Consider the following 21,473-nt stretch of genomic DNA (forward strand, 5'->3'; position numbering starts at 1 on the left):
TATAAACTACTGCTCTCGTATTGTCGTTATTGAAGAAGGTGCCTTTTTTAAGGCACCTTTTAAAATTCTCTTTTTTCATATATTTTTACTGAAACAAAGATAGATATTATGAACATGCATATTGAACTAATGAATAACAAGCTGTTATATAGTTGAATTTGTTCTAAGTTGATTTGAAACAAAGCTTCTAAAACAACTATCGGTGCCATGAATATTACTATCGTAATGAAAATGGATTTCTTATACCCTAGCCAAAAGGCTATTGGTAAAACAAAGCTTAAATACAATAAAATAAAGCTAATACTAGCAACCATTGTCGTTTCAATAAATTCAAATAAGTTAACCCCGCTCTTCATTCCTATCGTGAAACAACCGACCGTTACACTTATAAAAAGAATAATTATTGCTACTATATATTTCGCATACACAATTTGTTTTCTCAATATTGGCAAACTATTTACTATAACTTCACTCTCATTTTTACTATCTGCTTCAAATGTTTTTACTGTTGCCCCAATTGTAATAATTACTGACATAATTATGAACAGATTTTCCGTATCTGTTAAGGCCATATAAAAGAAAACAGGATACAGTATGTACCAAATTAAAAATTTCCATTGAATAATGAAATCTTTTAAAATTAGTTGCTTGATCATGTATTACCCCTCCTAATATGAAAATGCTCCTTCTATAACTCTGCCTCCTGAAACATTTTCATTGAGAGAAACATTGATATGACTATACTTACTAACACTCCAATACTAAGAACACCCATTGCTAGTGTAGCCTCTTGAGAGTGAAGTACTTTTAACATAATTGTTTTATCACCAAAAATATTGCACATAAGACCAATCATACCCATTAAAGGAAAAAGCATAATCAAATTCAAGACAGTAATAACTTTATATCCCCCAATGTAATTAGTCGGTATCGTTACTGCACAATAAATCAAAGTTGCTACTATTGCTGAAAATATTGCATACCCAGGCATAACTATATCTCTGTTCAATAAAATATTTCCTAATATTACGACTATAAAAGTTACACTCAAACCAGCCATAATAAATAATGTGCTTGAAATATATTTAGCTATAATTATCTCTTTTCTCGTTATAGGCAAACTCACTAACACTTTTTCTGCTTTACTTTTCTCGTCATAATAAAAAGAAATATATATAATCGTACTACATGTTATAAATACTCCTATTGCAATCCCCATTGGTTCGACGGAATTCTTAAAAATAGATAAAATAGGGATTAAAAAATAGAAAGGAAACATCTTCTTCTGTAAAAAAAACTCCTTCAAAATCAACTGTTGCATATGAATTCTCCTCTCTATAAATCACGCGTTTCATGAATTTTAATTGTAAGAAACATAGAAGCGATATAGGCACTAGCTAATATCATTCCTCCAACCGTAAATACACCAATATGTACTGGATTCATAATCCACTCACTGAATGAAGATGTTGTTTCATTCAGCCCATCACTAATAAATATCCAAAGAAGTACACCAATCCCCATTGCTGCCGCTGATACTATACTTCTCATGCCCTTTGATTTTGTACCATAATAACTAGGAAAAAATGTCGCCACAAATACTACAGAATAAATCACTCCACTTACCACTACATACCATGGAATTTCAATATAAAAATTAGGATGGTATACACCAATATCATCAATAACAGCAATACCTCTTAAAAGGAATACAATTATCATAGTTGAAACCATGGCACCGACAATAAATATTGCACAGGAAATATATCTAGCAATAATGATATCCTTCCGACTTACTGGTAAACTATTTATAATAATGTCACTTTTATTTCTTTCATCCATAAAGGTTAACGTCATAACGGAGGAGAGGGTTATAAATAGACAACTCATCGGAAATAAAAATTCACCACTTGGCTCTAACATAAAAAACAAAAGAGGCATAACAAAATTCACTAACCACATTACCCGAAAAAAGAACAAATCTTTATATACAAGCTGACGCATAGGCACCTCTCCCTTTCGCAGTGTAAACGATAATGTCATCTAATGTAGGCTTTTCTAGTACAACCTCATTTCCAAACCAATCGATAATTCCTTGTTTATCCTTCGCTAAACCTTCGAAACCAAATTTATTTTTTCGTAATCCAACAAATAGTTCTTTTCCTTCTCGGTCTAATAAATCATTACTTCCTTTTACGATTACGTAGTTCTCCATTAAGTCTTCTTTTTCACCAGTAAATATAATTTCTCCATCATTGATGAACGTAACATAATCTGCAATGCGCTCTAAATCTGTTGTAATGTGCGTTGAGAATAACACGGATACTTCATCTTCCATTACAATTTCTTGCAGCATATCAAGTAATTCACTTCGAACAACTGGATCTAACCCTGCTGTCGGTTCGTCCATAATAATAAACTCTGCGTGGTGCGAAAGTGCGATGGCAATCGCAAATTTCATTTTCATTCCTTTTGATAATTCTTTAATTTTTTTATACTTCGGAACTTGCAATCTATGCATATACGATTGATACTGCTCTTCGTCCCACTTTTTATATAACGGTGCAATAATACGCTTCATTTGTTCACACGTTAAATCTTCGTAATAATGATTTTCATCATATACAAAGCCGATATTTTGTTTTATTTCCTTTTCAGCTTTCTTATTGTCCTTGCCAAAAATTTTTATATCTCCGTTATCTTTTTTAATTAAATTCATAATCATTTTGATTGTCGTACTTTTCCCGGCCCCATTCGGTCCGACAAACCCCATAATATATCCGCGTGGTAACGTAAAACTTATATTTTTCACTGCGAAACCTTCATAACTTTTACAAACATTTTTTAACTCTAACATCTCTCTCATTCCCCCTTATATAAAAACGCAATCATCTGCTGTAAATCTTCAAGTGAAAGCTGCAACGCTTTACTTTCATTCACAATCTCTTCCGCTTTACTTTCCAATAGGCGAAGCCGCTGTTCTTTTAATAGTTCATTATTTTTACGTGAAACATAAGTCCCCTTCCCAGCAACAGTTTCTATATATCCTTCTTTTTCAAGCTCCTCGTATGCACGCTTCGTTGTAATGACACTAATTTGTAATTCCTTCGCTAAGCTACGAATAGACGGTAATTGATCTCCACCCTTTAAACCGCCATTTAAAATAAGCTGGCTTAATTGTTTTCTTATTTGCACATAAATAGGGTCTTGGGAAGAATTCGAAATAATAATATTCATGTTTTCCTCCAGTGTGTGTATATACTGTGTATACCTTATATATACAGTATATACACAGCATCCTATTTTTGGCAAGAAAAAAAGACCAACATTTTCCTGTTGGTCTTTCGTATATGTATCACTTTTCAAAGCGATCTAACATCTCGTCTCTCATTCCGAAACTTACTACTGCAATTCCTATATACATAAACAGAAGGAATGCCGGATGAACTGTATTGTACCAGCTGCTGTCAACAATTAAGTAAATCGTTAATGCCACAACAAGAACAAACGCTAAGATAAACATATAAAAGTGTCTTGTACTACCCATGATAAACTCCTCTCTTCTCACTTCACCATTCAACAGTTTATTTTATCGAATAATTCGATATGACTCAAGGTTAACTTTCTGTTATGTAATCAAGTTCTACCTTTACAATGTCCTCACATGCTATTGAAATGATTGTTCCTTGTTTATCAATCGCCGTCACTTCTCTATTATCCATTACACGATTTGCTACTCTTTCTAATACTTTCCCTTGGTCTCGATAGCAAAATTCTTTTACATCTTTAATTGTTTCTCCATTTTCTAAATGGTATACCATTCTATAACATCGATATCCCACACTTTCACCCCCGTCTTGTTCGTTTTTTCACATATACATAAAAATGAGTAATCTTTGCCTCATCACATCTTCTTAATTTCAATAAAATTCTAACAAAAATAAATACTTTTATCAAACCGACTTTTTCAACAAAACTACCTATAAAACTACACCTTTACACCATTAGGAAACAAAAAACATATTTTTTTAACATTTTCTTCACTATTTCTGCATAAAGTGAAACTTTATGCAGTGGGGATTTTTGTTCATCCCCACTGATTATTAGTTGAACCAATCGGGCATTTACGGACAGTTTATCTCCCACCTGGCTTCTTTGCACCAGCTAAGTTTTGAGTTGGGAGTTTACTGTCCGTTAATGCGGGACAAATTATCCATACAAAAAAAGAACCCGCCTCAGCGAGTTCTTCCTTTGTTATTTTAATCAAACTTGTACAGGAGCTGGCTTCGCATAACGTAAAACTGGTTTACGTGCAGCCATCGTTTCGTCTAAACGTTTAATGACTGTCGTATGCGGTGCTTCTTGTACAACTTCTGGATTTTCTTCTACTTCTTTAGCGATTTGAATCATCTTATCAATGAAACCATCTAATGTTTCTTTTGATTCTGTTTCTGTCGGCTCAATCATAATACATTCTTCCACATTTAATGGGAAGTAAATTGTTGGTGGATGGTAACCGAAATCAAGCAGGCGTTTTGCGATATCTAATGTACGTACACCAAGTTTCTTTTGACGACGACCTGATAATACAAATTCATGCTTACAATGTCTATCGAATGGAAGATCGTAGAATGGCGCTAATCTTCTCATCATATAGTTCGCATTTAATACAGCATACTCCGTTACTGCACGCAAGCCATCTGGACCCATAGAGCGAATATACGTGTATGCACGAACGTTAATTCCGAAGTTACCATAGAATGGTTTCACACGACCAATTGCTTCTGGACGGTCGTAGTTGAAGTGATAACCATTTTCCGTTTTCTCTAAAATCGGTTTTGGTAAGTACGGAATTAAATCAGCTTTCACACCTACTGGACCAGAACCTGGGCCACCACCGCCGTGAGGACCTGTAAATGTTTTATGAAGGTTTAAATGCACAACGTCAAATCCCATATCTCCTGGGCGTGCTTGGCTTAATACCGCATTTAAGTTTGCACCATCATAGTATAATTTACCGCCTGCATTATGGACGATTTCTGCCATTTCTAAAATATTTTCTTCGAATAGCCCTAATGTATTAGGATTTGTTAACATAAGTGCTGCTGTTTCTTCGTTTACAACACGTTTTAAGTCTTCTAAGTCAACAAGGCCATTTTCATTTGATTTTACTGTAATTGTTTCAAAACCAGCTACAGTTGCAGATGCTGGGTTCGTTCCGTGAGCAGAGTCAGGCACAATTACTTTCGTACGGTTAAAGTCACCATTCGCTTCATGGTATGCACGAATTAACATTAAACCTGTCCATTCTCCATGTGCACCAGCTGCTGGTTGTAAAGTAACAGTATCCATACCTGTAATTTCAATTAAATGCTCTTGTAAGTCGTACATTAATTCCATTGCACCTTGTACTGTCTTTTCATCTTGCAGTGGATGAATATTTGCAAATCCTGCGAAACGAGCTACACTCTCATTAATTTTCGGATTATATTTCATCGTACAAGATCCAAGTGGATAGAATCCAGAATCAACACCGTGGTTACGGTTTGAAAGTGCTGTATAGTGGCGCATAATATCAAGTTCAGATACTTCTGGTAGCTCTGCATCTTCTACTCGAATATAATCGCTCTCAAACACATCTTCTAGTTTCACTTCTTCTACATCTAATTTGGGTAAGCTATATCCTATGCGTCCTTCTTTACTCACTTCAAAGATAAGTGCTTGGTCTTGGTTCTTCATTGGATAGCCCCCATTTCGTTTACAAGTGTGTCAATTTCCTCTTTTGTACGAAGCTCAGTTACTGCTACAAGCATATGGTTTTCATGCTCTTTATAATCACGGCCTAGATCATAACCACCGATAATATTCTTTTGTAATAATGCATCGTTTACTTCTTTCACTGGACGTTTGCAATCTACAACAAACTCATTGAAGAATGGTCCAGCAAATGTTACTGTGAAGCCTTTCGCTTCAAATTGACGTTTTGCATACTGTGCTTTAGAAATGTTTTGACGTGCCATTTCTTTCACACCTTGTTTGCCAAGTGCCGTCATTGCAACAGAAGCTGCTAATGCATTTAACGCTTGGTTTGAACAAATGTTAGATGTCGCTTTATCACGACGAATATGCTGTTCACGTGCTTGTAACGTTAATACAAATCCACGTTTACCATCTGAATCTACAGTTTGTCCAACAAGACGTCCTGGAATTTTACGCATAAATGCTTTCGTTGTTGCAAAGTAACCACAGTGCGGTCCACCAAACTGCGTTGGAATACCGAATGGTTGTGCATCACCGATTACAATATCAGCACCAAATTTCCCTGGTGGTGTTAATGCGCCTAATGATAATGGATTTGAAGAAACGATAAATAATGATTTTTGTTGATGAACGATTTTTTCAATATCAGCTAATTTTTCAACTTGTCCGAAGAAGTTTGGATATTGAACGATTACACAAGCAACTGTATCATCTACTTCACTTTGTAATACGTCTAAATCTGTTACACCATCTTTATGATTAATTTCAACAACTTCAAGATTTTGACCTTTTGCATACGTTTCAAGTACTGCTCTTGATTCTGGATGAACCGCGCTAGATACAAGAATTTTCTTTTTGCGAGTATGGCCAGCTGCTAACATTGCCGCTTCAGCTAAAGCTGTACCCCCGTCATACATAGAAGAGTTTGCTACATCCATTCCTGTTAATTCACAAATCATTGTTTGGAATTCAAAGATTGCTTGTAATTCCCCTTGTGAAATTTCCGGTTGGTATGGTGTATAAGCTGTATAAAATTCTGAGCGAGAAATAACATGATCTACAATTACTGGAGCATAATGATCGTATACGCCTGCTCCTAAGAAAGAAGCGTATTCTTTTAAGTTAGCATTTTTACTAGCCATTTGAGATAGCTCTTTTAAAAGCTCTGGCTCTGATTTTGCTTCTTTAATTTTTAAATCCCCTTTAAAACGAACACTCTCTGGAATATCAGAGAATAATTCATCGATCGTTTGAACGCCGATCGTTTGTAACATTTCTTTTTTGTCTTCTTCTGTCATTGGAAGATAACGATGCAACATGAAATCTACCCCTCTCCCCGTTACTTTGAACGTTTGTAAAATGGTGTTGGAACAACTACTGCTTTGACGCGTTTATTACGAATTTCAATTTCTACTTCTGTATCAACTGCTGCGTATTTTACATCAATTAGTGCTAAACCAATGCTTTTCTTTAACGTTGGAGATTGTGTACCACTCGTTACTTCCCCAATTTTTTCTTCACCAATAAATACAGGGTAATGCGTACGAGGAATTCCACGTTCGATTACTTCGATGCCGACTAATTTACGAGGCGCACCGTTTTCTTTTTGCTCTTTTAACGTTGCTTTTCCAAAGAAGTCTGCTTCTTTATTTGTTTTTACCGCAAAGCCAATTCCAGCCTCAATCGGTGTAATATCTTTTGATAATTCTTGTCCATAAAGTGGTAATGTTGCTTCGAATCGAAGTGTATCACGAGCACCTAAACCACATGCTTTTAAGCCCTCTTCTGCCCCAACTTCAAGAAGTTTCTCCCAAAGTTTTGCAGCATCTTCACTCTTACAGTAAATTTCGAATCCATCTTCACCTGTGTAACCTGTACGAGATACAAGTGCTGGAATTCCGTCTACAAGAATATCGTTTTTAAATTTAAAGAACTTAATTTCTTTCAAATCTTCTGACACAACTTTTTGTAAAATGCCTTCTGCTTTTGGTCCTTGAATTGCAAGCTGTGCAACTTCACTAGAAACATTGACTACTGTCGTATCGCCAATTACATGACTTGCTAACCATTCGTAATCTTTCTCGATATTTGATGCATTGATTACTAATAAATAGTCTTCTTCACCACGTTTGTAGATTAATAAATCATCTACTGTACCACCATTTTCATAGCACATAGCTGTATATTGTGCGCCCCCTACCTTTAAGGTAGATACGTCATTTGTAACAACACGTTGTAAAAATGCTAAACTATCTACACCTTTTACTTCAACTTCTCCCATATGAGACACATCGAACAAACCTGCAGCTGTACGTACAGCTTCGTGTTCTTCTTTAATGCTTGAAAATTGAACTGGTAATTCCCAACCACCGAAGTCGATTGTTTTCCCACCATACTTCGCGTATACATCAAATAACGGTGTACGTTGTAATGTAATCATGCTCTCTCCCCCTTATGCTTTGACAAATCAATAAAAGTTGCTTCCCTTTTCTAAACATTTTCATTCTGAAAAGATAGGATATACGGAATCTCATTATATTTTTTTATGAAAGCGTAAATAAAAAATCACTTTCTTGGATAAAATACGAAAGATTCCACACATTTCACACCATTATCCTAACATCATTCGCTATATTTCATCAATATTCTAGCATAAAAAATAATTTAGAATTTTTTATGTTAAAACACAATAAATACAGCTTTTGAGATTTAATACTTTATTATTGTCTATCATATAGCCTTTAATAACGATAATTATGCCTTCTTTTAAGGCAAATCATCATACATTAAAAAATAATTACTTTAGTTTATAAAAGGTGGGAGAGTTGTAATGAATGTCGATATTTCCGTAGATCGGACATGGCAAAACAATTTTTTAAATAGAATTGACGAAGATGGTCCTTGGACAAACTGGGATTTATATCACTTAGCTTATGAAACAGAAAAATCGTTACTTGTTCCTACTTTTGATGGACTACAAGCACCGAAACATTTATCCCATTTCACACCGCTTCCGCATCAATTAGAAGTCGCTCAAAATGTGATTGAACAAATGAACGGTAAAGCGATTCTAGCAGATGAAGTAGGCCTTGGAAAAACAATCGAAGCTGGACTTATTTTGAAAGAATACATGGTCCGCGGGCTCGTGAAAAAGGTACTTATACTTGTCCCAGCTTCTCTCGTATCACAATGGGCATACGAACTGAATACAAAGTTTTTCATTCCAGCTGTAGCCCAAAAGAAAAGCTATTCATGGGAACAAGCCGATGTGATTGTCTCCTCAATTGATACTGCAAAACGTTCACCGCATCGTGATATCGTTTTGAACTTAGAATATGACCTTATTATTATCGATGAAGCACATAAACTTAAAAATAATAAAACAAAAAACTATGAATTTGCACAGCGATTAAAAAAGAAATTTTGTTTATTACTAACCGCTACTCCTGTTCAAAATAAGATTGATGAAATTTTTAACCTTGTTTCTTTATTAAAACCAGGACATTTAGGCAATCAATCCAACTTTGAAGAATATTACGCTTCCAAAAATCGCTCAGCCGAATCAGATGAAGACTTAAAAGCTCTCATTAATAAAGTAATGGTGCGAAATAGACGACATAATACCGGTATCGATTGGCCGAAGAGACATGTACGTACAATTTTTGTTGAGTTTAATGAACAAGAACAAGCTCTATATAATGATATCGAAAATTGGCGAGGACAAGACGCCTTCACATCTGCTTTCTCATCGTTAACTTTAAAACGGGAAGCATGTAGTAGTCGTGAGGCTGTTTACTATTCATTGAAAAAGCATGTAGAAAAAAGACAGAAAGAAAACGAACATTATATAAAAGATCCACATATCGATGTGCTAATGGACAAAATTAATCATATTCCTTTCAACTCAAAAGCAAATAAAGCTCTTGAGCTTATAAAAGAAATTGACGATAAAGTCGTTATCTTCACAGAATATCGAGCGTCACAAATGTACTTACAATGGTTTTTACAACAACACGGTATTTCTTCCGTTCCATTCCGCGGCGGGTTTAAACGCGGGAAGAAAGATTGGATGAAGGAGCTTTTCCAAAACCACGCACAAGTATTAATTGCAACTGAAGCTGGTGGTGAAGGGATTAACTTACAGTTTTGTAGCCATATGATCAATTATGATTTGCCATGGAATCCAATGCGTCTTGAACAAAGAATCGGGCGTATTCACCGTCTCGGTCAAAAGAATGATGTTCATATTTATAACTTAGCTACAAAGCATACTGTTGAAGAACATATTCTGAAACTGTTATATGAAAAAATCAACTTATTCGAGCGTGTTATCGGTGAACTCGATGAAATTTTAACGAGAATTAATATGAAAAACATCGACGCGCACATTCAAGAAATTTTCGCGCAATCAAAAAGCGAAGGTGAAATTAGAATTAAGATGGAAAACTTAACATCTATTATCGACTTTGCGAAACGAAATGAAGCTGAGGTGCAGGGCTATGCAGCAACATGAAATTCATAATTACTTATACAATTTCTTTGAGGCGAATAACTGTGAAATTTTAGAACGTTCTCCTCATTTATTAGATGTACAGTTAACAATTGAGATGGATAAATTATTAATGAATCGCCCTTTTTATTGGCACTATCTTGAGAAAACAGGAGGCGTACCGAATCCGATGCGCCTTACTCTTATTACAAATCCAGAAAATGAAGAAAATGATGGTGAGCTTATTCACTACGGTTCACCACGTCTACATCAAATTTTCCAAACGACAAAAGAATTAGGCTCATACATACGTTTATATGAGGGTGTAAGACATAATGGAGCAACACATACACCGCTCCACCCTTGGCTCGGTATTAATATAAAAGTTTCCTATCAATGTGATCGAAAAAAAGACATCCTTCACTCGATTGGTATTCATCTCATTTCTGGAACAATGATGGCAAACTTTCATGAAACATTAACAAACATTAAACTTACACCAAAAATACCTGATTTTTGTTTTACGCTCTCGCCCATCATTAAACCTCAAAGTGGTTTACAACGCATAGAAGACGCTTTAAAAAATATAATTGCAGAAGATGACCATACGTGGGCAAAAGAAGCAAGAGTGCGTTGGAATCATGATTTAGACCTTTTAAACCGTTTTTATGAAGAAAGTGACGAACTTCCTGAGAGCTATGAAATTGAAAAACAAGCTCTGCAAGAACAGTATGAACCACGTATTACAGTGCAAATTATTAACGGTGGACTCTTTTATGTTACCGCGAATCATTTTCTATCAAAATAAAGCTCCTTCTGCTTTAGAAGGAGCTTTATTTCGAGTTACTCTCTATCCTCATTACGCTCTTGTTGTTTTTGCTTTGCCATGCGTTTTTGATACGCACGATCCTTCGCGCTCACATGATTTGCATCAGTTGGAAGATTTTCTTTCGAACGTCCAATTCCATTGCTCATCTTTCCCACTCCTTTTTACGTTTTTCAGAATACATGTTTATTTTCAGCTAGAGTGACAATCCTTATACAAAAAAATAAGAGCAGCCATTGGCCACTCTTACTCGCTCACATATTTTTGAAACATATCATGGATGCCTTTATTTACTAGGTTCGAGATCTGCTCGTCAGATTTATTCGGATAACGATCACGCAATCTGATAGATGCCTTCACCATTAAATTTTCTAATACAGAACGGCCACCTTCTCCATAAATAATTTCAGCATATTTAACAAGCCTTCCATCCTCTACTGTTGCTGGATTATGATTGAAGAAAAATTTACTCATTGTCTCCACCTCTCTCTTTTGATAACGTTTACATTTATATAGATTATTTATGTTATTTATTTCACAATATTGTATGCATGTATATTTAATTAGTTTCATTATAAAGCAACATATCGATAGTAAATATGTGATTTTCCGTCCATTTTGTGAACAAATTAAAAATGAAAGCGTTTCCTTTATTATATACTAAAAAAACTTACTACGCTAGGGGCAATTTTTTTCAATCTACTAACCCCTCGAAAATTGATATATTTTTTCTTTTCCCATTAAACCCTTATACAATTTTCAGAAATTATATTATAAAATATATGTATGACTTAAGGAGGCTTTGTATGAATCAAAATAAAAAAGCTATATTAGATCTTGTCTTTTATCTCGTAATCCCATTCCTCATTTGGAAATTTGCAAAACCTTATATCGATCCTTATTACGCGATGTTACTTTCCTCTGTTCCGGGGATTATTTATACACTGTATACCTTTAAAAAAGAAAAACAGTTTAACGTGACAGGGTTCTTTATTTTAATTACACTCATTTCTAATACAACGGTAGATTTATTATCTGGGTCAGCTGAACGAATGTTGTGGAATGATGCATATTATCACATCGTACTCGGTATTATCGTCATCTGTACAATTTTCATAAAAAAACCACTCATGTTATATTTCGCTGCGGATATTGCAGCGCTGCAAGGGCATGACCGTGATAAAAGTCGTGAACTGTATCGTGATAGTCGTATCTATCCAGCATTGCAATATTTAACGCTCTTTTTTGGTCTACAATTCATATTAAAAAGCTTCTTAAAAATTTATTTCATCTCTGTTTTTGGTGTAGATGGCTATGGTGAAATGAGAGCGATTATGACCGCTGTAGGCTGGGGCATTTCTATTTGTATCGGAATAGGATTTGTATGGGTGAACAATAAAATACATGCCGTTACGGAAGAACAAGAATCCGTGCAGTAAATAAAAATTCCCTAGTGTAATACGACACTAGGGAATTTTTGGTTTGCTAAACATATGACTAAAATTCAACTTGATTTTTTTCTTTTACTTTTTACATTTCGGTAAAACAAAGCAGCACTCAGCGGCATAACACCAAACCACTTATTCATAAATGGCTCTTTTTCAGCACGGCGTTGTTCTTTCTTTTGTTTTCGATCTTCTTTTGGAGCATCCATATACGACACAAACTGCTGCGTCACAAAGCGAACATAATCATTAGTAGACATATTATCATCACCTCTACTTGATTAGTATGTCCACTTTTTTACACATTAATCTTTTCCTTTAATTCATTCATAATTTGCTTTACAGACTTATTTGTCGTATCGATATGAATGTGAGCCTCTTCATAATAAGCTCGGCGTGATTCAAATTTCTTTACAAATGCATCTATATCTTTCTTTTGAAATAGTGGACGTGTCGTATCTTCACGAAGCCTTTCTGCAATTACATGCGGATCGCAATATAAATACACGACAGTTCCGTTCTCTTTCATCCACTTGCGATTTTCCGCTCGTTCAATAATTCCCCCACCAGTTGTAATAATGACATTATGGACTGGTAGCGCACGTAACATTTCACTTTCATATTCCCGAAAAGCCATTTCGCCTTCTTCAGCAAAAATATCACGAATTGCCTTCTCCTGCTTCTCTTCAATTTTTTGGTCTGTATCGATAACATCCATATGAAGTTCTTTACTTAACGCTTTTCCAATTGTTGTTTTCCCTGCTCCCATGTAGCCGGTTATGTATATAGATTTCATTTTCTGTCCTCTCAATCGTCATTTATTAATTGTTATTATAACGAAAGATGCTACTTTGTTTAATAAAAAAACGTTTTGTTCTTATACTATGAAGAACAAAACGTAACACTCGCTTTTACTTATAAGTACCTCTTCTCACCCACTGCGTTGCAATCCATTTCTCACCTTTCGTTACAGGTGCCCCTCCGTGTAACGTAAGCTCATTTATTGATTGATCTTGATAAAAATACTCAAAGTATACTGCCATTCCCTTTCTAGGGTGTACAGAAAGATTTAATTTCGGGAAGTACGTTTCTCCGCCTTCTTCTACATCATTTAAATACATTACAAGCGTACTAATACGATTATTAGCAGCTGATCTACTATGTTCCGCAAAATAATCATAGTGGGCTTTATATTGTTGATCCACTTCATAATTTAAAATGTGTAATCCTTCACCATGCGACGCAGGAACATTCATGATAGATGAAATTCGTTTTTCAATCTTTGAAGTAAGTTCATTGTCTTCCAAAAATGCACCGCTACTTGTTCGAATATCATTTACATCACGTGATGAACCAATTTTAGAACGCTCCATTTTATTTTTAGACATTTCAATCAATTCACCACACTCTTCATCACTTAGTACATTTGCTAATACGACAATAAGAGGTTCTTCGAATTTTGAAATAATGTGTATTTCTCTATCTTCTGTCATAATCGTATTTCCTTTATGATCAAAAATAGTTTGTTCCTTATTTTCACCTATTTGATTGTTGTTTGTCATTTCCCTATTCTCCCTAAAAATAATGATTGGATAGCATGAATATATCATATTCTTTCTACCTTTCTCTTTTTTGAGAAAATTTAAACTTTTAATCATTATATTTATCCATTTCTTCTAAAAAATCAATTCAATTTACAATAGAAAATCCTGGTTTATCTCCATATATTTCACATATTATCCTTCTATCCAATCCACTATTTTTCCATCCTTTTTTCTATACCGAAAACTCACCGTATAGAAAGCTTCCTGTTTGAGTGTGCACTGCAACGTAACGAGAATTAAATCATTTTCAAAGACATAATTTCCACTCGCTTCTCCCTTTTCATACTGAAAGAAAAATGTACCTTCTTTTTCTTTTTGCTGTAAATCTTTTTTTATATCTGTAATAGATCGGTTAAGTAATTCATCCAATAAAAACTTTTGTTCTATTTCTATATAAAAATTTTTATCTGTAAACAACATATTTGTTTCGTATATAAAAAAAGAAGTTAATAAAATAAGAAAGATAATAGTTCCAGGCATTGTAAATCCATTTTGCTTTCTCATACGTTTATTCCTATTTCGCTATATCGCATAACTACACCTTCATATATTTTCCCACTAGTATCTTTTACATTTATAATGAGTACATGAGGTGTTAGTTTGTAAGAAACTGTTCCAATATTTTGTAAAACAACTTCCCTCCCGCGCCTATTTACCTTTCTTATAAGACGACTATTCTCTTTTTCATACGATACTTCACTCCCATTACGCGATCGGAATCGTAAAATACTTTCTCCATTTTCAAATGCTAGCTGTTCTCCAGATGATACTTCACGAAACTCCAATTGCATTTGCCCTAAATACACATCCCACTCCCAATCATTTAATCCTTTTGACTGTTTATTTCCCATTTCAATGAAATGTAGGCGGGGAAGGAGCAAAAAAAATATTGATAATAGAAACAGACATACAATCATTTCTATTAATGAAAAACCAAATTCTAATTTATTTTTTCTCCTACATAAAAGCATTGTTCCATCATTCTGTCTTTCACATCTCTCCACATGGTACAAACTTCATTGCCTCCCCAATATGTGTAATACACAATTCCATTTATATTCTTTTCTATTATTCGCTTTTCTTCATTTCCATACATATATATAGCTGCTTCTTTTTTTAATAATCCAGATGCCTTATAACGAATTTGTATATTTTTTCTTTCTTGCATAACTAATACTGTTTGCGGTAGTAGTAAAGATACAGCCATCATTAAAACACTTAACGATACAATCATTTCAGCCATTATGGATCCTTTTTGACATTTCACGATACGTAAATCTCCCTCTTCCAAGCTGAAATACAATTTCATATTTATAATTTCTATACGAAATTATAATCGTACCACCTCTATTAATATTTCCACTTGGATTATATGTCATCGGATTTGGAAACGTATGCAAATCAATTTGTATATCTTCTTCATACTCTCGCTTGACGATATAATACTTTGTACCTGACTCTTTTATAGCATACATATTTCTATCTTTATGCCAACGTAATGTATAGTGCTTTTGACGGTTTATCGCTAATTGCTGCATATACAAAATATCATTTGAAAACTGCCTCAAAAATTGTTCAACTTTTTGTCGCTCGTATAAGGAATGCACGCTAAAATACGTAACTATACTTAATACAGAAATAGCAAATAAAACGAGTAACATTTCTAAAAAAGTAAACCCCTGTTGTTTCACAATGCCCTAATTGATACTGCGCCATCATCTGAAATATGAATAGATTCGCCATTCGGGCACTTATCAGTTGTAATATACTTTTCATCTGTCAGTTCTTTTAACGATGGAATTTTATTATGTTGTAATTGATATACTTGTATTTGCGCTTCTATAGCTTTCACGTAAGCTGCACACCCTTTTCCTTGGACCGATGAGCGCTGTGTAACTACATTCGGAATAATTAATAGTAATAATATAGTTATGACAACCATCACTAATAGCATCTCTAACAGAGTAAATCCTTCCTCATTCTGCATACAAATGCCCCCTAAATAGAATTCATCATTTGAAACATCGGCATAATCATCGCTAAATACATAAGGACAACGATTCCTCCAATACATGTAAATAAAATAGGCTGAATGATAACTAACATATGTTTAATTTTCCGTTCCATCTTTTCCATAATAAGATCGCTATAGTCACCTAATTCAATCCCTAAATTGCCGTTTGCTTGTCCATGCGTAATAACATAAGAAAGTTCTTTCTCGTAATACCCACTTTTAGCAATGATAGATTGTAACTGTTCTCCTCCAATTAATTGTCTTTCAATCCGGCTCGCTTCATATTTAAAGAACGGATGATATCTTTGCTCCATCATTATTGTTAAAGCTTCACATACTGATAGTCCACCATTTAATAAACCACTCAACTGAGTAGCAAAATAATGTGAATGCTTTAAAATAAGAAATGTTTTGATGAGGGGAATACGAAGCATAATTTTTACCTGTCTAATATGTGGAAGTTTCCTAAAATACAACATGTATAAAATACCTCCAATAATAACAGTTAAAATAGCGACTAAAATAATGTAAGGTAGCAGTTTTATTGCACTTAAAATTTTTTCTGTAAGTAGTGGTGTATTAGAACCGAACGAACTATAAACTATTTCAACCTGAGGTAATAAAATGAGTTTAAAAATAAAGAGCATGATTAGTAGAAAAAACATCAAAAACATAGGATACTGCATTATTTTCATCATGTCTCTCCTATACTTATCTTTCTTATAAAGAAGTGCACTTCCTTGTTGCAAAGCAAAAGAAATATCACCATGTTGCTCGGCATAAAATAAATAACTTAACATGTCCTGATGAAACTTTAACTGATGAAAAGAATCGTGTAGACTTTTCCCATCTTTTAACTCCTCAATCATGCGCTGCAATTGTACTTTCTTTTCTACAGGTAATTGAAACTGTAAAAATTCTAATGCTTGTAAAAGAGAGTAGCCTTTTTCTAATAATTCTCCTAAACGTTTCAACAATACTACTTGATCACTTAAACTCCAAGTTTTCTTAAACATAAACATCTTCTTCTAAAAAACCTAAAGCATATCCTTTTCGTATTGATGATTCTAAAGTCTCATGTTTGTAAGTAACACATTCTCCATCAGCTTCTTTAAGCGCTTGTTTTAACTCATATCCATATAGTAGCTCATAAATGCTAGCCTGCCTTACTTGCCTCATTGATTTACATAAAGTTGAGCACTTTCCTCTGCAAAACGGACACTTCAATTCGACAAGTCGCTGTGCAGCTACAGCCAATAAAGACTGTTCAATCTCTTGCCTCGTTATACCATAATCTATGAAACGAATGATTGCTCCTTTCGCATCATTCGTATGCAGCGTTGTCATTACTAAATGTCCTGTCAAACTTGCTCTTATAGCTATTTTTGCTGTTTCTTCATCACGGATTTCACCGACTAAAATAATATCTGGATCATGACGTAAAATAGCCTTTAATCCTGTTTCATATGTGAGACCCGCTTTTTCATTTATTTGAATTTGTAATACATCGTCACTTCTTTTTTCAACCGGATCTTCAAGTGTAATGATGCGACGTGTTTTCTTTTTTCTAATTACCTCTAATAATGCATACATTGTCGTCGTCTTCCCAGATCCAGTCGGTCCAGTAAACACAAGTAGCCCCTGTGAATAGCGTAAAAACGAGAGTAGTTTTGCTGCCGTACTTGGAAATAACGAAAGATGTGATAAGGGCTGAACAGATGCTTGTAAATGAAGACGAATAACAAGACTTTCTTGATATACTGTTGGAAGTGTGGAAAGGCGTAAATACACTTCTTGTCCATCAATTTGCAAATACAACGAACCATTCTGTGGCTTCCGTTTCTCGCCTATGTCCATAGATGCTAAAAATTTGAAATGTGAGACAAGTTTTTCTCCAAACTCCTTTTCAATACACTGTATCGTCATTAAATCTTTTCCTATACGTAGTTGCACCGCTACATCCTTCTGCCGGGGCACAATATGTAAATCTGACGCTTGTACCCTACACGCTTCTTTTAAAATTGCATTCGCAAAAATTTCAATCCCATTCATCACTTTTCCCTCCTCACTATGTATATAGCATGAAAACATGCGCAATAAAAATTTGGACTTTTGTATTTTCAATAGAGGAAAAAGGAAAAATATGTTTGTGAAATTATGAACAATTTCCGAATTATTGTCTGAAATTACCTATACTCATGTTTATCTGTATTATAATGTTATTATCTTGGATAAAGTGATAAAGGTGGAGATCCTCATGGAACAAGCTTTAAAAATTACAGGTGTATTATCTGACCCAACTCGTTATTACATTTATAAATATATTTCGCAAAAACATAGTTACGTAACGGTACAAGAAATTGCAGATGAGTTTGACATTCATCCAAACGTAGCGCGTTTACATTTATCTAAATTAGAAGATGTTCATATGCTAAAATCGGAAACGAAGAAAACTGGAAAAGGCGGACGACCGAGCAGATTGTATGTCTTATCTGAAGATGTTATCCAATTACAATTTCCATTCCGTGATTATCAATTGTTAGCAAGAATCGCATTTAATTCTTTACTTAGCCTTGGCGCTGCTGGTGAGAAAGCGCTATACGAAACGGGAAAACAATTCGGAGCTGAATTAATGCAACAACATATGCAACGTTTAAATGTGAGTGAAGATGCTTTAACAGTGGAACAAAAAGTTCAAATTGCAAAAGAAGCTTTCTCAACAGCTGGCTTATCACCTGCATTTGAATTAAGTGCAGATGGAACAAAAATTTTCTATGATGTACACAATTGTCCATTTAAAGAAGTTGCTGTTCATCATCCAACTGAAATTTGTAACATGCACGGAGATATGATGAAAGGAATTTTTGAAATCCTATTCCCTAACATGGAATTAACTCGAAATGATAGTCTATTAGATGGATGTAAATCTTGTAATTATAAACTAACAATTTAATTTTTCATATAAAAAGAAGCCAATAATAATTGGCTTCTTTTTATATGAACGAATATTTACAATAGTAAGAAAAATAAACTATAATGAGGTGAGGTTTACTTTTTTTAGAAAAGGAGGGAGATGGCATGGAGCGCATGTTTCGCGTTCTCGGCTTTTGGACTGGAATTTTCTCGGTCATGTTTTATGTAGGGGATATGCAACCGGCCGCACTACTATTTTTAGGACAAACAGGTTTCTTCGTACTTTTAAGCTATTTAAAATTAACAGAGCGTATGTATATATACGTATTTGGGGCATATTTAACTGTTTTCTTCATAGGATTTACATACTACACGACATTCTTACTTGTGCCTGGGGCTGGACATTAAAAGATGGCATTTTGCCATCTTTTTTTTAATTCCGGAATTTCCTAGTTGACTTATAGGTTTTATTACCTTATATTCTATATAACAGATTGGAATTAGGGGGAATCAACATGAATACACTGCTTGTCGGAATTAACGTTGCAGTCATGCTCATCTTAGTTGGCGTATTATATTATATGCAACGTAAGCATGTATCTTTTAATAAACGTGTATTTACCGCTTTAGGAGTCGGAATTTTATTCGGTCTTATATTACAATTTATTTATGAGCCAACTTCTAAAGTAATTATTGAATCAAATACTTGGTTTGGCTTAATCGGTAACGGTTATGTAAAATTACTTCAAATGATCGTTATGCCACTTATTTTAGTATCTATTATTTCAGCATTTACAAAATTACAGTTAACGAAAAACCTTGGTAAAATTAGTGGCCTTATTATCGGTATTTTAATTCTTACTACAGGAATCGCTGCAGCTGTCGGTATCGCTGCAAGTGCAGGATTTGATGTATCTGCAACCGGCCTACAACAAGGTGATGCAGAATCTGCTCGTCTGAAACTAGTTGAAGAAAGATTTACTTCTATTGAAAAGACAACAATTCCAGATAAATTATTAGAGCTATTACCTACAAATCCGTTTCTTGATTTAACAGGCGCTCGTCCAACATCAACAATTTCTGTCGTAATATTTGCAGCCTTTATCGGCATTGCCTTTATAGGTGTAAAACGAAAATATCCAGAACAAGCAGAGCTATTTAAGAAAATGCTTGATGCTGTATATGCAATCGTAATGCGTATGGTAACATTAATTTTACGCCTTACTCCATACGGCGTATTAGCTCTTATGGCAAAAACAGTTGCTGGTAGCGATATAAATGCTATTTTAAAACTTGGTAACTTCGTGTTAGCCTCTTACGTAGCACTTATCGTAATGTTTATCATTCACTTATTATTAATTGCATTGTCTGGTTTAAATCCAATTCAATATTTGAAAAAAGTGTTCCCTGTACTAACTTTTGCATTCACATCTCGCTCTAGTGCTGGTGCGATGCCATTAAATATTGAAGCGCAAAAAGAAAAGCTTGGTATTTCCGAAGGAATTGCAAACTTCGCAGCTTCATTTGGGGTATCTATCGGACAAAACGGTTGCGCAGGTATTTATCCAGCAATGCTTGCAATGATGGTCGCTCCAACTGTTGGAATTGATCCATTACAACCACAATTTATTTTAACTTTAATCGCTGTCGTTGCTATTAGCTCATTCGGTGTTGCTGGAGTTGGTGGCGGTGCAACATTCGCAGCTTTAATCGTACTATCTACAATGAACTTACCAATCGGTATTGTTGCTCTAGTTATCTCGGTTGAGCCATTAATCGATATGGGGCGTACAGCTCTTAACGTAAGTGGTTCTATGACAGCAGGTCTTATTTCAAGTAAATGGCTTGGTGAATTAGATCAAGATACGTACAATCAAGATGATACAAAAACTGGTGAAATTGCTTCATAATGAAAAAAAGACGCTAACATACAATTGTCAGCGTCTTTTTATTCCGTTCCCTCTTTATAGATTTTATCTTGAGAATTATCACTCCAAGTATTCTTCTAGTTGCTCTTTTAACTCTTCCTCAATCTCATAACAAGATTCATCAGCGAGTTCCCCTACTTTCTTACTCCCCAAAATGTTTGATTGAATTGGCATTCCTAAAAAGATTCTTTCACATTTCCAAATTGGAATATTGTGAAATCCAATCATCTCTTTTTCTTCATCTAATATAGCTATAGCAACTGATGAATAATAACCCACCTCAAAGGGATTCTCTTTTTCCCTTGCAAATCCCATATCTAATTCCATGTGGTTTTCTATGTATAAACGTGAATACTCTTTATGCAGTTTAAGTGATATTCGCTCTATTTCCTTCTCCATACATTGAATGTTCTCTTTTAACTCCAACGTAAACTCCTGTTCTTTATATTTCATTTTCGCCTCCTTAAACATAGAAAAAGAGAATACAATAACAT

Annotated in this window: 30 protein-coding genes; 7 read left to right on the forward strand and 23 right to left on the reverse strand. The window is 34.5% G+C overall.

All coding sequences use genetic code 11. The features are described from left to right. Nucleotides 1-59 precede the first annotated feature (59 nt). From GBN91_RS02270 to gcvT, 10 genes are all read right to left on the reverse strand, one after another. Nucleotides 60-656, reverse strand: a complete 597-nt coding sequence (locus GBN91_RS02270) for an ABC-2 transporter permease (RefSeq protein ID WP_046392992.1) — start codon at nt 654-656, stop codon at nt 60-62. Between the two features lie 32 nt (nt 657-688). Further along, complete coding sequence (locus GBN91_RS02275; RefSeq protein WP_063264118.1) at nt 689-1,321, reverse strand: ABC-2 transporter permease; 633 nt, start codon at nt 1,319-1,321, stop codon at nt 689-691. Between the two features lie 14 nt (nt 1,322-1,335). Beyond that, nucleotides 1,336-2,004 carry an ABC-2 transporter permease gene (locus GBN91_RS02280; RefSeq protein WP_152121228.1) on the reverse strand — a complete coding sequence of 223 codons (669 nt, stop codon included), beginning with the start codon at nt 2,002-2,004 and terminating at the stop codon, nt 1,336-1,338. Continuing rightward, nucleotides 1,985-2,857 (reverse strand): ABC transporter ATP-binding protein, encoded by an 873-nt coding sequence (locus GBN91_RS02285; protein WP_061113704.1) that lies wholly within the window; start codon nt 2,855-2,857, stop codon nt 1,985-1,987. The genes GBN91_RS02280 and GBN91_RS02285 overlap by 20 nt, the downstream gene beginning before the upstream one ends. Nucleotides 2,858-2,862: 5 nt before the next feature. After that, the gene (locus tag GBN91_RS02290) at nt 2,863-3,237 is read right to left on the reverse strand and encodes a GntR family transcriptional regulator (protein ID WP_006921550.1); all 375 of its coding nucleotides are present in this window, start codon (nt 3,235-3,237) and stop codon (nt 2,863-2,865) included. A gap of 118 nt (nt 3,238-3,355) precedes the next feature. Then, nucleotides 3,356-3,547 (reverse strand): hypothetical protein, encoded by a 192-nt coding sequence (locus GBN91_RS02295; protein WP_000535933.1) that lies wholly within the window; start codon nt 3,545-3,547, stop codon nt 3,356-3,358. A 70-nt stretch (nt 3,548-3,617) separates the two neighbouring features. After that, nucleotides 3,618-3,821, reverse strand: coding sequence for a DUF3929 family protein (locus GBN91_RS02300; protein WP_000262496.1), 204 nt, complete (start codon nt 3,819-3,821; stop codon nt 3,618-3,620). Between the two features lie 442 nt (nt 3,822-4,263). Beyond that, the gene (gene gcvPB / locus GBN91_RS02310) at nt 4,264-5,739 is read right to left on the reverse strand and encodes an aminomethyl-transferring glycine dehydrogenase subunit 2 (protein WP_000795702.1); all 1,476 of its coding nucleotides are present in this window, start codon (nt 5,737-5,739) and stop codon (nt 4,264-4,266) included. Then, the gene (gene gcvPA, locus GBN91_RS02315) at nt 5,736-7,079 is read right to left on the reverse strand and encodes an aminomethyl-transferring glycine dehydrogenase subunit 1 (RefSeq protein WP_000903240.1); all 1,344 of its coding nucleotides are present in this window, start codon (nt 7,077-7,079) and stop codon (nt 5,736-5,738) included. The genes gcvPB and gcvPA overlap by 4 nt, the downstream gene beginning before the upstream one ends. A gap of 20 nt (nt 7,080-7,099) precedes the next feature. Continuing rightward, complete coding sequence (gene gcvT / locus GBN91_RS02320; protein ID WP_000631777.1) at nt 7,100-8,200, reverse strand: glycine cleavage system aminomethyltransferase GcvT; 1,101 nt, start codon at nt 8,198-8,200, stop codon at nt 7,100-7,102. A 390-nt stretch (nt 8,201-8,590) separates the two neighbouring features. On the opposite strand from gcvT, the gene GBN91_RS02325 reads away from it, so the two are divergent. Beyond that, nucleotides 8,591-10,273 carry a DEAD/DEAH box helicase gene (locus GBN91_RS02325; RefSeq protein ID WP_001100037.1) on the forward strand — a complete coding sequence of 561 codons (1,683 nt, stop codon included), beginning with the start codon at nt 8,591-8,593 and terminating at the stop codon, nt 10,271-10,273. Further along, nucleotides 10,260-11,057 carry a YqhG family protein gene (locus GBN91_RS02330; protein WP_152121229.1) on the forward strand — a complete coding sequence of 266 codons (798 nt, stop codon included), beginning with the start codon at nt 10,260-10,262 and terminating at the stop codon, nt 11,055-11,057. Before GBN91_RS02325 ends, GBN91_RS02330 begins: the two co-directional genes overlap by 14 nt. Before the next feature lie 35 nt (nt 11,058-11,092). On the opposite strand, the gene GBN91_RS29400 is transcribed toward GBN91_RS02330, so the two are convergent. After that, entirely contained in the window at nt 11,093-11,224 is a 132-nt protein-coding gene (locus tag GBN91_RS29400) for a hypothetical protein (RefSeq protein WP_000064668.1), read from the reverse strand. Nucleotides 11,225-11,321: 97 nt separating this feature from the next. Then, nucleotides 11,322-11,549, reverse strand: a complete 228-nt coding sequence (locus tag GBN91_RS02335) for a hypothetical protein (RefSeq protein ID WP_000032702.1) — start codon at nt 11,547-11,549, stop codon at nt 11,322-11,324. 73 nt (nt 11,550-11,622) lie between these two features. Between GBN91_RS02335 and GBN91_RS02340 the strand changes: the two genes are divergently transcribed. Both GBN91_RS02340 and GBN91_RS02345 read left to right on the forward strand, forming a co-directional pair. Further along, nucleotides 11,623-11,739, forward strand: a complete 117-nt coding sequence (locus tag GBN91_RS02340) for a hypothetical protein (protein ID WP_001987222.1) — start codon at nt 11,623-11,625, stop codon at nt 11,737-11,739. A 142-nt stretch (nt 11,740-11,881) separates the two neighbouring features. Next, complete coding sequence (locus GBN91_RS02345) at nt 11,882-12,514, forward strand: VC0807 family protein (RefSeq protein WP_001073111.1); 633 nt, start codon at nt 11,882-11,884, stop codon at nt 12,512-12,514. A 65-nt stretch (nt 12,515-12,579) separates the two neighbouring features. On the opposite strand, the gene GBN91_RS02350 is transcribed toward GBN91_RS02345, so the two are convergent. The 10 genes from GBN91_RS02350 to comGA form a co-directional block, all read right to left on the reverse strand. Continuing rightward, on the reverse strand, nt 12,580-12,780 hold the full coding sequence (locus GBN91_RS02350) for a YqzE family protein (RefSeq protein ID WP_000106083.1): 201 nt from the start codon (nt 12,778-12,780) through the stop codon (nt 12,580-12,582). A gap of 38 nt (nt 12,781-12,818) precedes the next feature. After that, entirely contained in the window at nt 12,819-13,316 is a 498-nt protein-coding gene (aroK, locus tag GBN91_RS02355; protein ID WP_000836624.1) for a shikimate kinase AroK, read from the reverse strand. A gap of 115 nt (nt 13,317-13,431) precedes the next feature. Then, complete coding sequence (locus tag GBN91_RS02360) at nt 13,432-14,082, reverse strand: 2OG-Fe(II) oxygenase (protein WP_000183867.1); 651 nt, start codon at nt 14,080-14,082, stop codon at nt 13,432-13,434. 174 nt (nt 14,083-14,256) lie between these two features. Next, nucleotides 14,257-14,628, reverse strand: a complete 372-nt coding sequence (comGG, locus tag GBN91_RS02365) for a competence type IV pilus minor pilin ComGG (protein WP_001231318.1) — start codon at nt 14,626-14,628, stop codon at nt 14,257-14,259. Further along, nucleotides 14,625-15,095 (reverse strand): competence type IV pilus minor pilin ComGF, encoded by a 471-nt coding sequence (gene comGF, locus GBN91_RS02370; protein WP_033692316.1) that lies wholly within the window; start codon nt 15,093-15,095, stop codon nt 14,625-14,627. The genes comGG and comGF overlap by 4 nt, the downstream gene beginning before the upstream one ends. Beyond that, a complete protein-coding gene (locus GBN91_RS02375; protein ID WP_000829464.1) occupies nt 15,065-15,367 on the reverse strand; it encodes a hypothetical protein in 303 nt (100 codons plus the stop codon). The genes comGF and GBN91_RS02375 overlap by 31 nt, the downstream gene beginning before the upstream one ends. After that, nucleotides 15,360-15,815, reverse strand: coding sequence for a competence type IV pilus minor pilin ComGD (gene comGD, locus GBN91_RS02380; protein WP_000813141.1), 456 nt, complete (start codon nt 15,813-15,815; stop codon nt 15,360-15,362). The genes GBN91_RS02375 and comGD overlap by 8 nt, the downstream gene beginning before the upstream one ends. Then, on the reverse strand, nt 15,812-16,111 hold the full coding sequence (comGC, locus tag GBN91_RS02385; RefSeq protein ID WP_001178684.1) for a competence type IV pilus major pilin ComGC: 300 nt from the start codon (nt 16,109-16,111) through the stop codon (nt 15,812-15,814). Before comGC ends, comGD begins: the two co-directional genes overlap by 4 nt. An 11-nt stretch (nt 16,112-16,122) precedes the next feature. Continuing rightward, entirely contained in the window at nt 16,123-17,160 is a 1,038-nt protein-coding gene (comGB, locus tag GBN91_RS02390) for a competence type IV pilus assembly protein ComGB (protein WP_016123380.1), read from the reverse strand. Next, nucleotides 17,147-18,190 (reverse strand): competence type IV pilus ATPase ComGA, encoded by a 1,044-nt coding sequence (comGA, locus tag GBN91_RS02395; RefSeq protein WP_001013167.1) that lies wholly within the window; start codon nt 18,188-18,190, stop codon nt 17,147-17,149. Before comGA ends, comGB begins: the two co-directional genes overlap by 14 nt. Before the next feature lie 205 nt (nt 18,191-18,395). Here comGA and GBN91_RS02400 point away from each other — a divergent pair, with 205 nt between their 5' ends. From GBN91_RS02400 to GBN91_RS02410, 3 genes are all read left to right on the forward strand, one after another. Beyond that, nucleotides 18,396-19,091 carry a helix-turn-helix transcriptional regulator gene (locus GBN91_RS02400; protein WP_000434125.1) on the forward strand — a complete coding sequence of 232 codons (696 nt, stop codon included), beginning with the start codon at nt 18,396-18,398 and terminating at the stop codon, nt 19,089-19,091. A gap of 125 nt (nt 19,092-19,216) precedes the next feature. Then, nucleotides 19,217-19,459, forward strand: a complete 243-nt coding sequence (locus tag GBN91_RS02405; RefSeq protein WP_000440716.1) for a DUF2626 domain-containing protein — start codon at nt 19,217-19,219, stop codon at nt 19,457-19,459. Between the two features lie 107 nt (nt 19,460-19,566). Next, entirely contained in the window at nt 19,567-20,961 is a 1,395-nt protein-coding gene (locus GBN91_RS02410) for an L-cystine transporter (protein ID WP_001094344.1), read from the forward strand. A 78-nt stretch (nt 20,962-21,039) separates the two neighbouring features. On the opposite strand, the gene GBN91_RS02415 is transcribed toward GBN91_RS02410, so the two are convergent. Then, entirely contained in the window at nt 21,040-21,432 is a 393-nt protein-coding gene (locus GBN91_RS02415; RefSeq protein WP_000875399.1) for a hypothetical protein, read from the reverse strand. Between the last annotated feature and the right edge of the window lie 41 nt (nt 21,433-21,473).

It is taken from the genome of Bacillus sp. B1-WWTP-T-0.5-Post-4 (assembly GCF_009183795.1).
In the GTDB taxonomy this organism is placed as follows: Bacteria; Bacillota; Bacilli; order Bacillales; family Bacillaceae_G; genus Bacillus_A; species Bacillus_A cereus.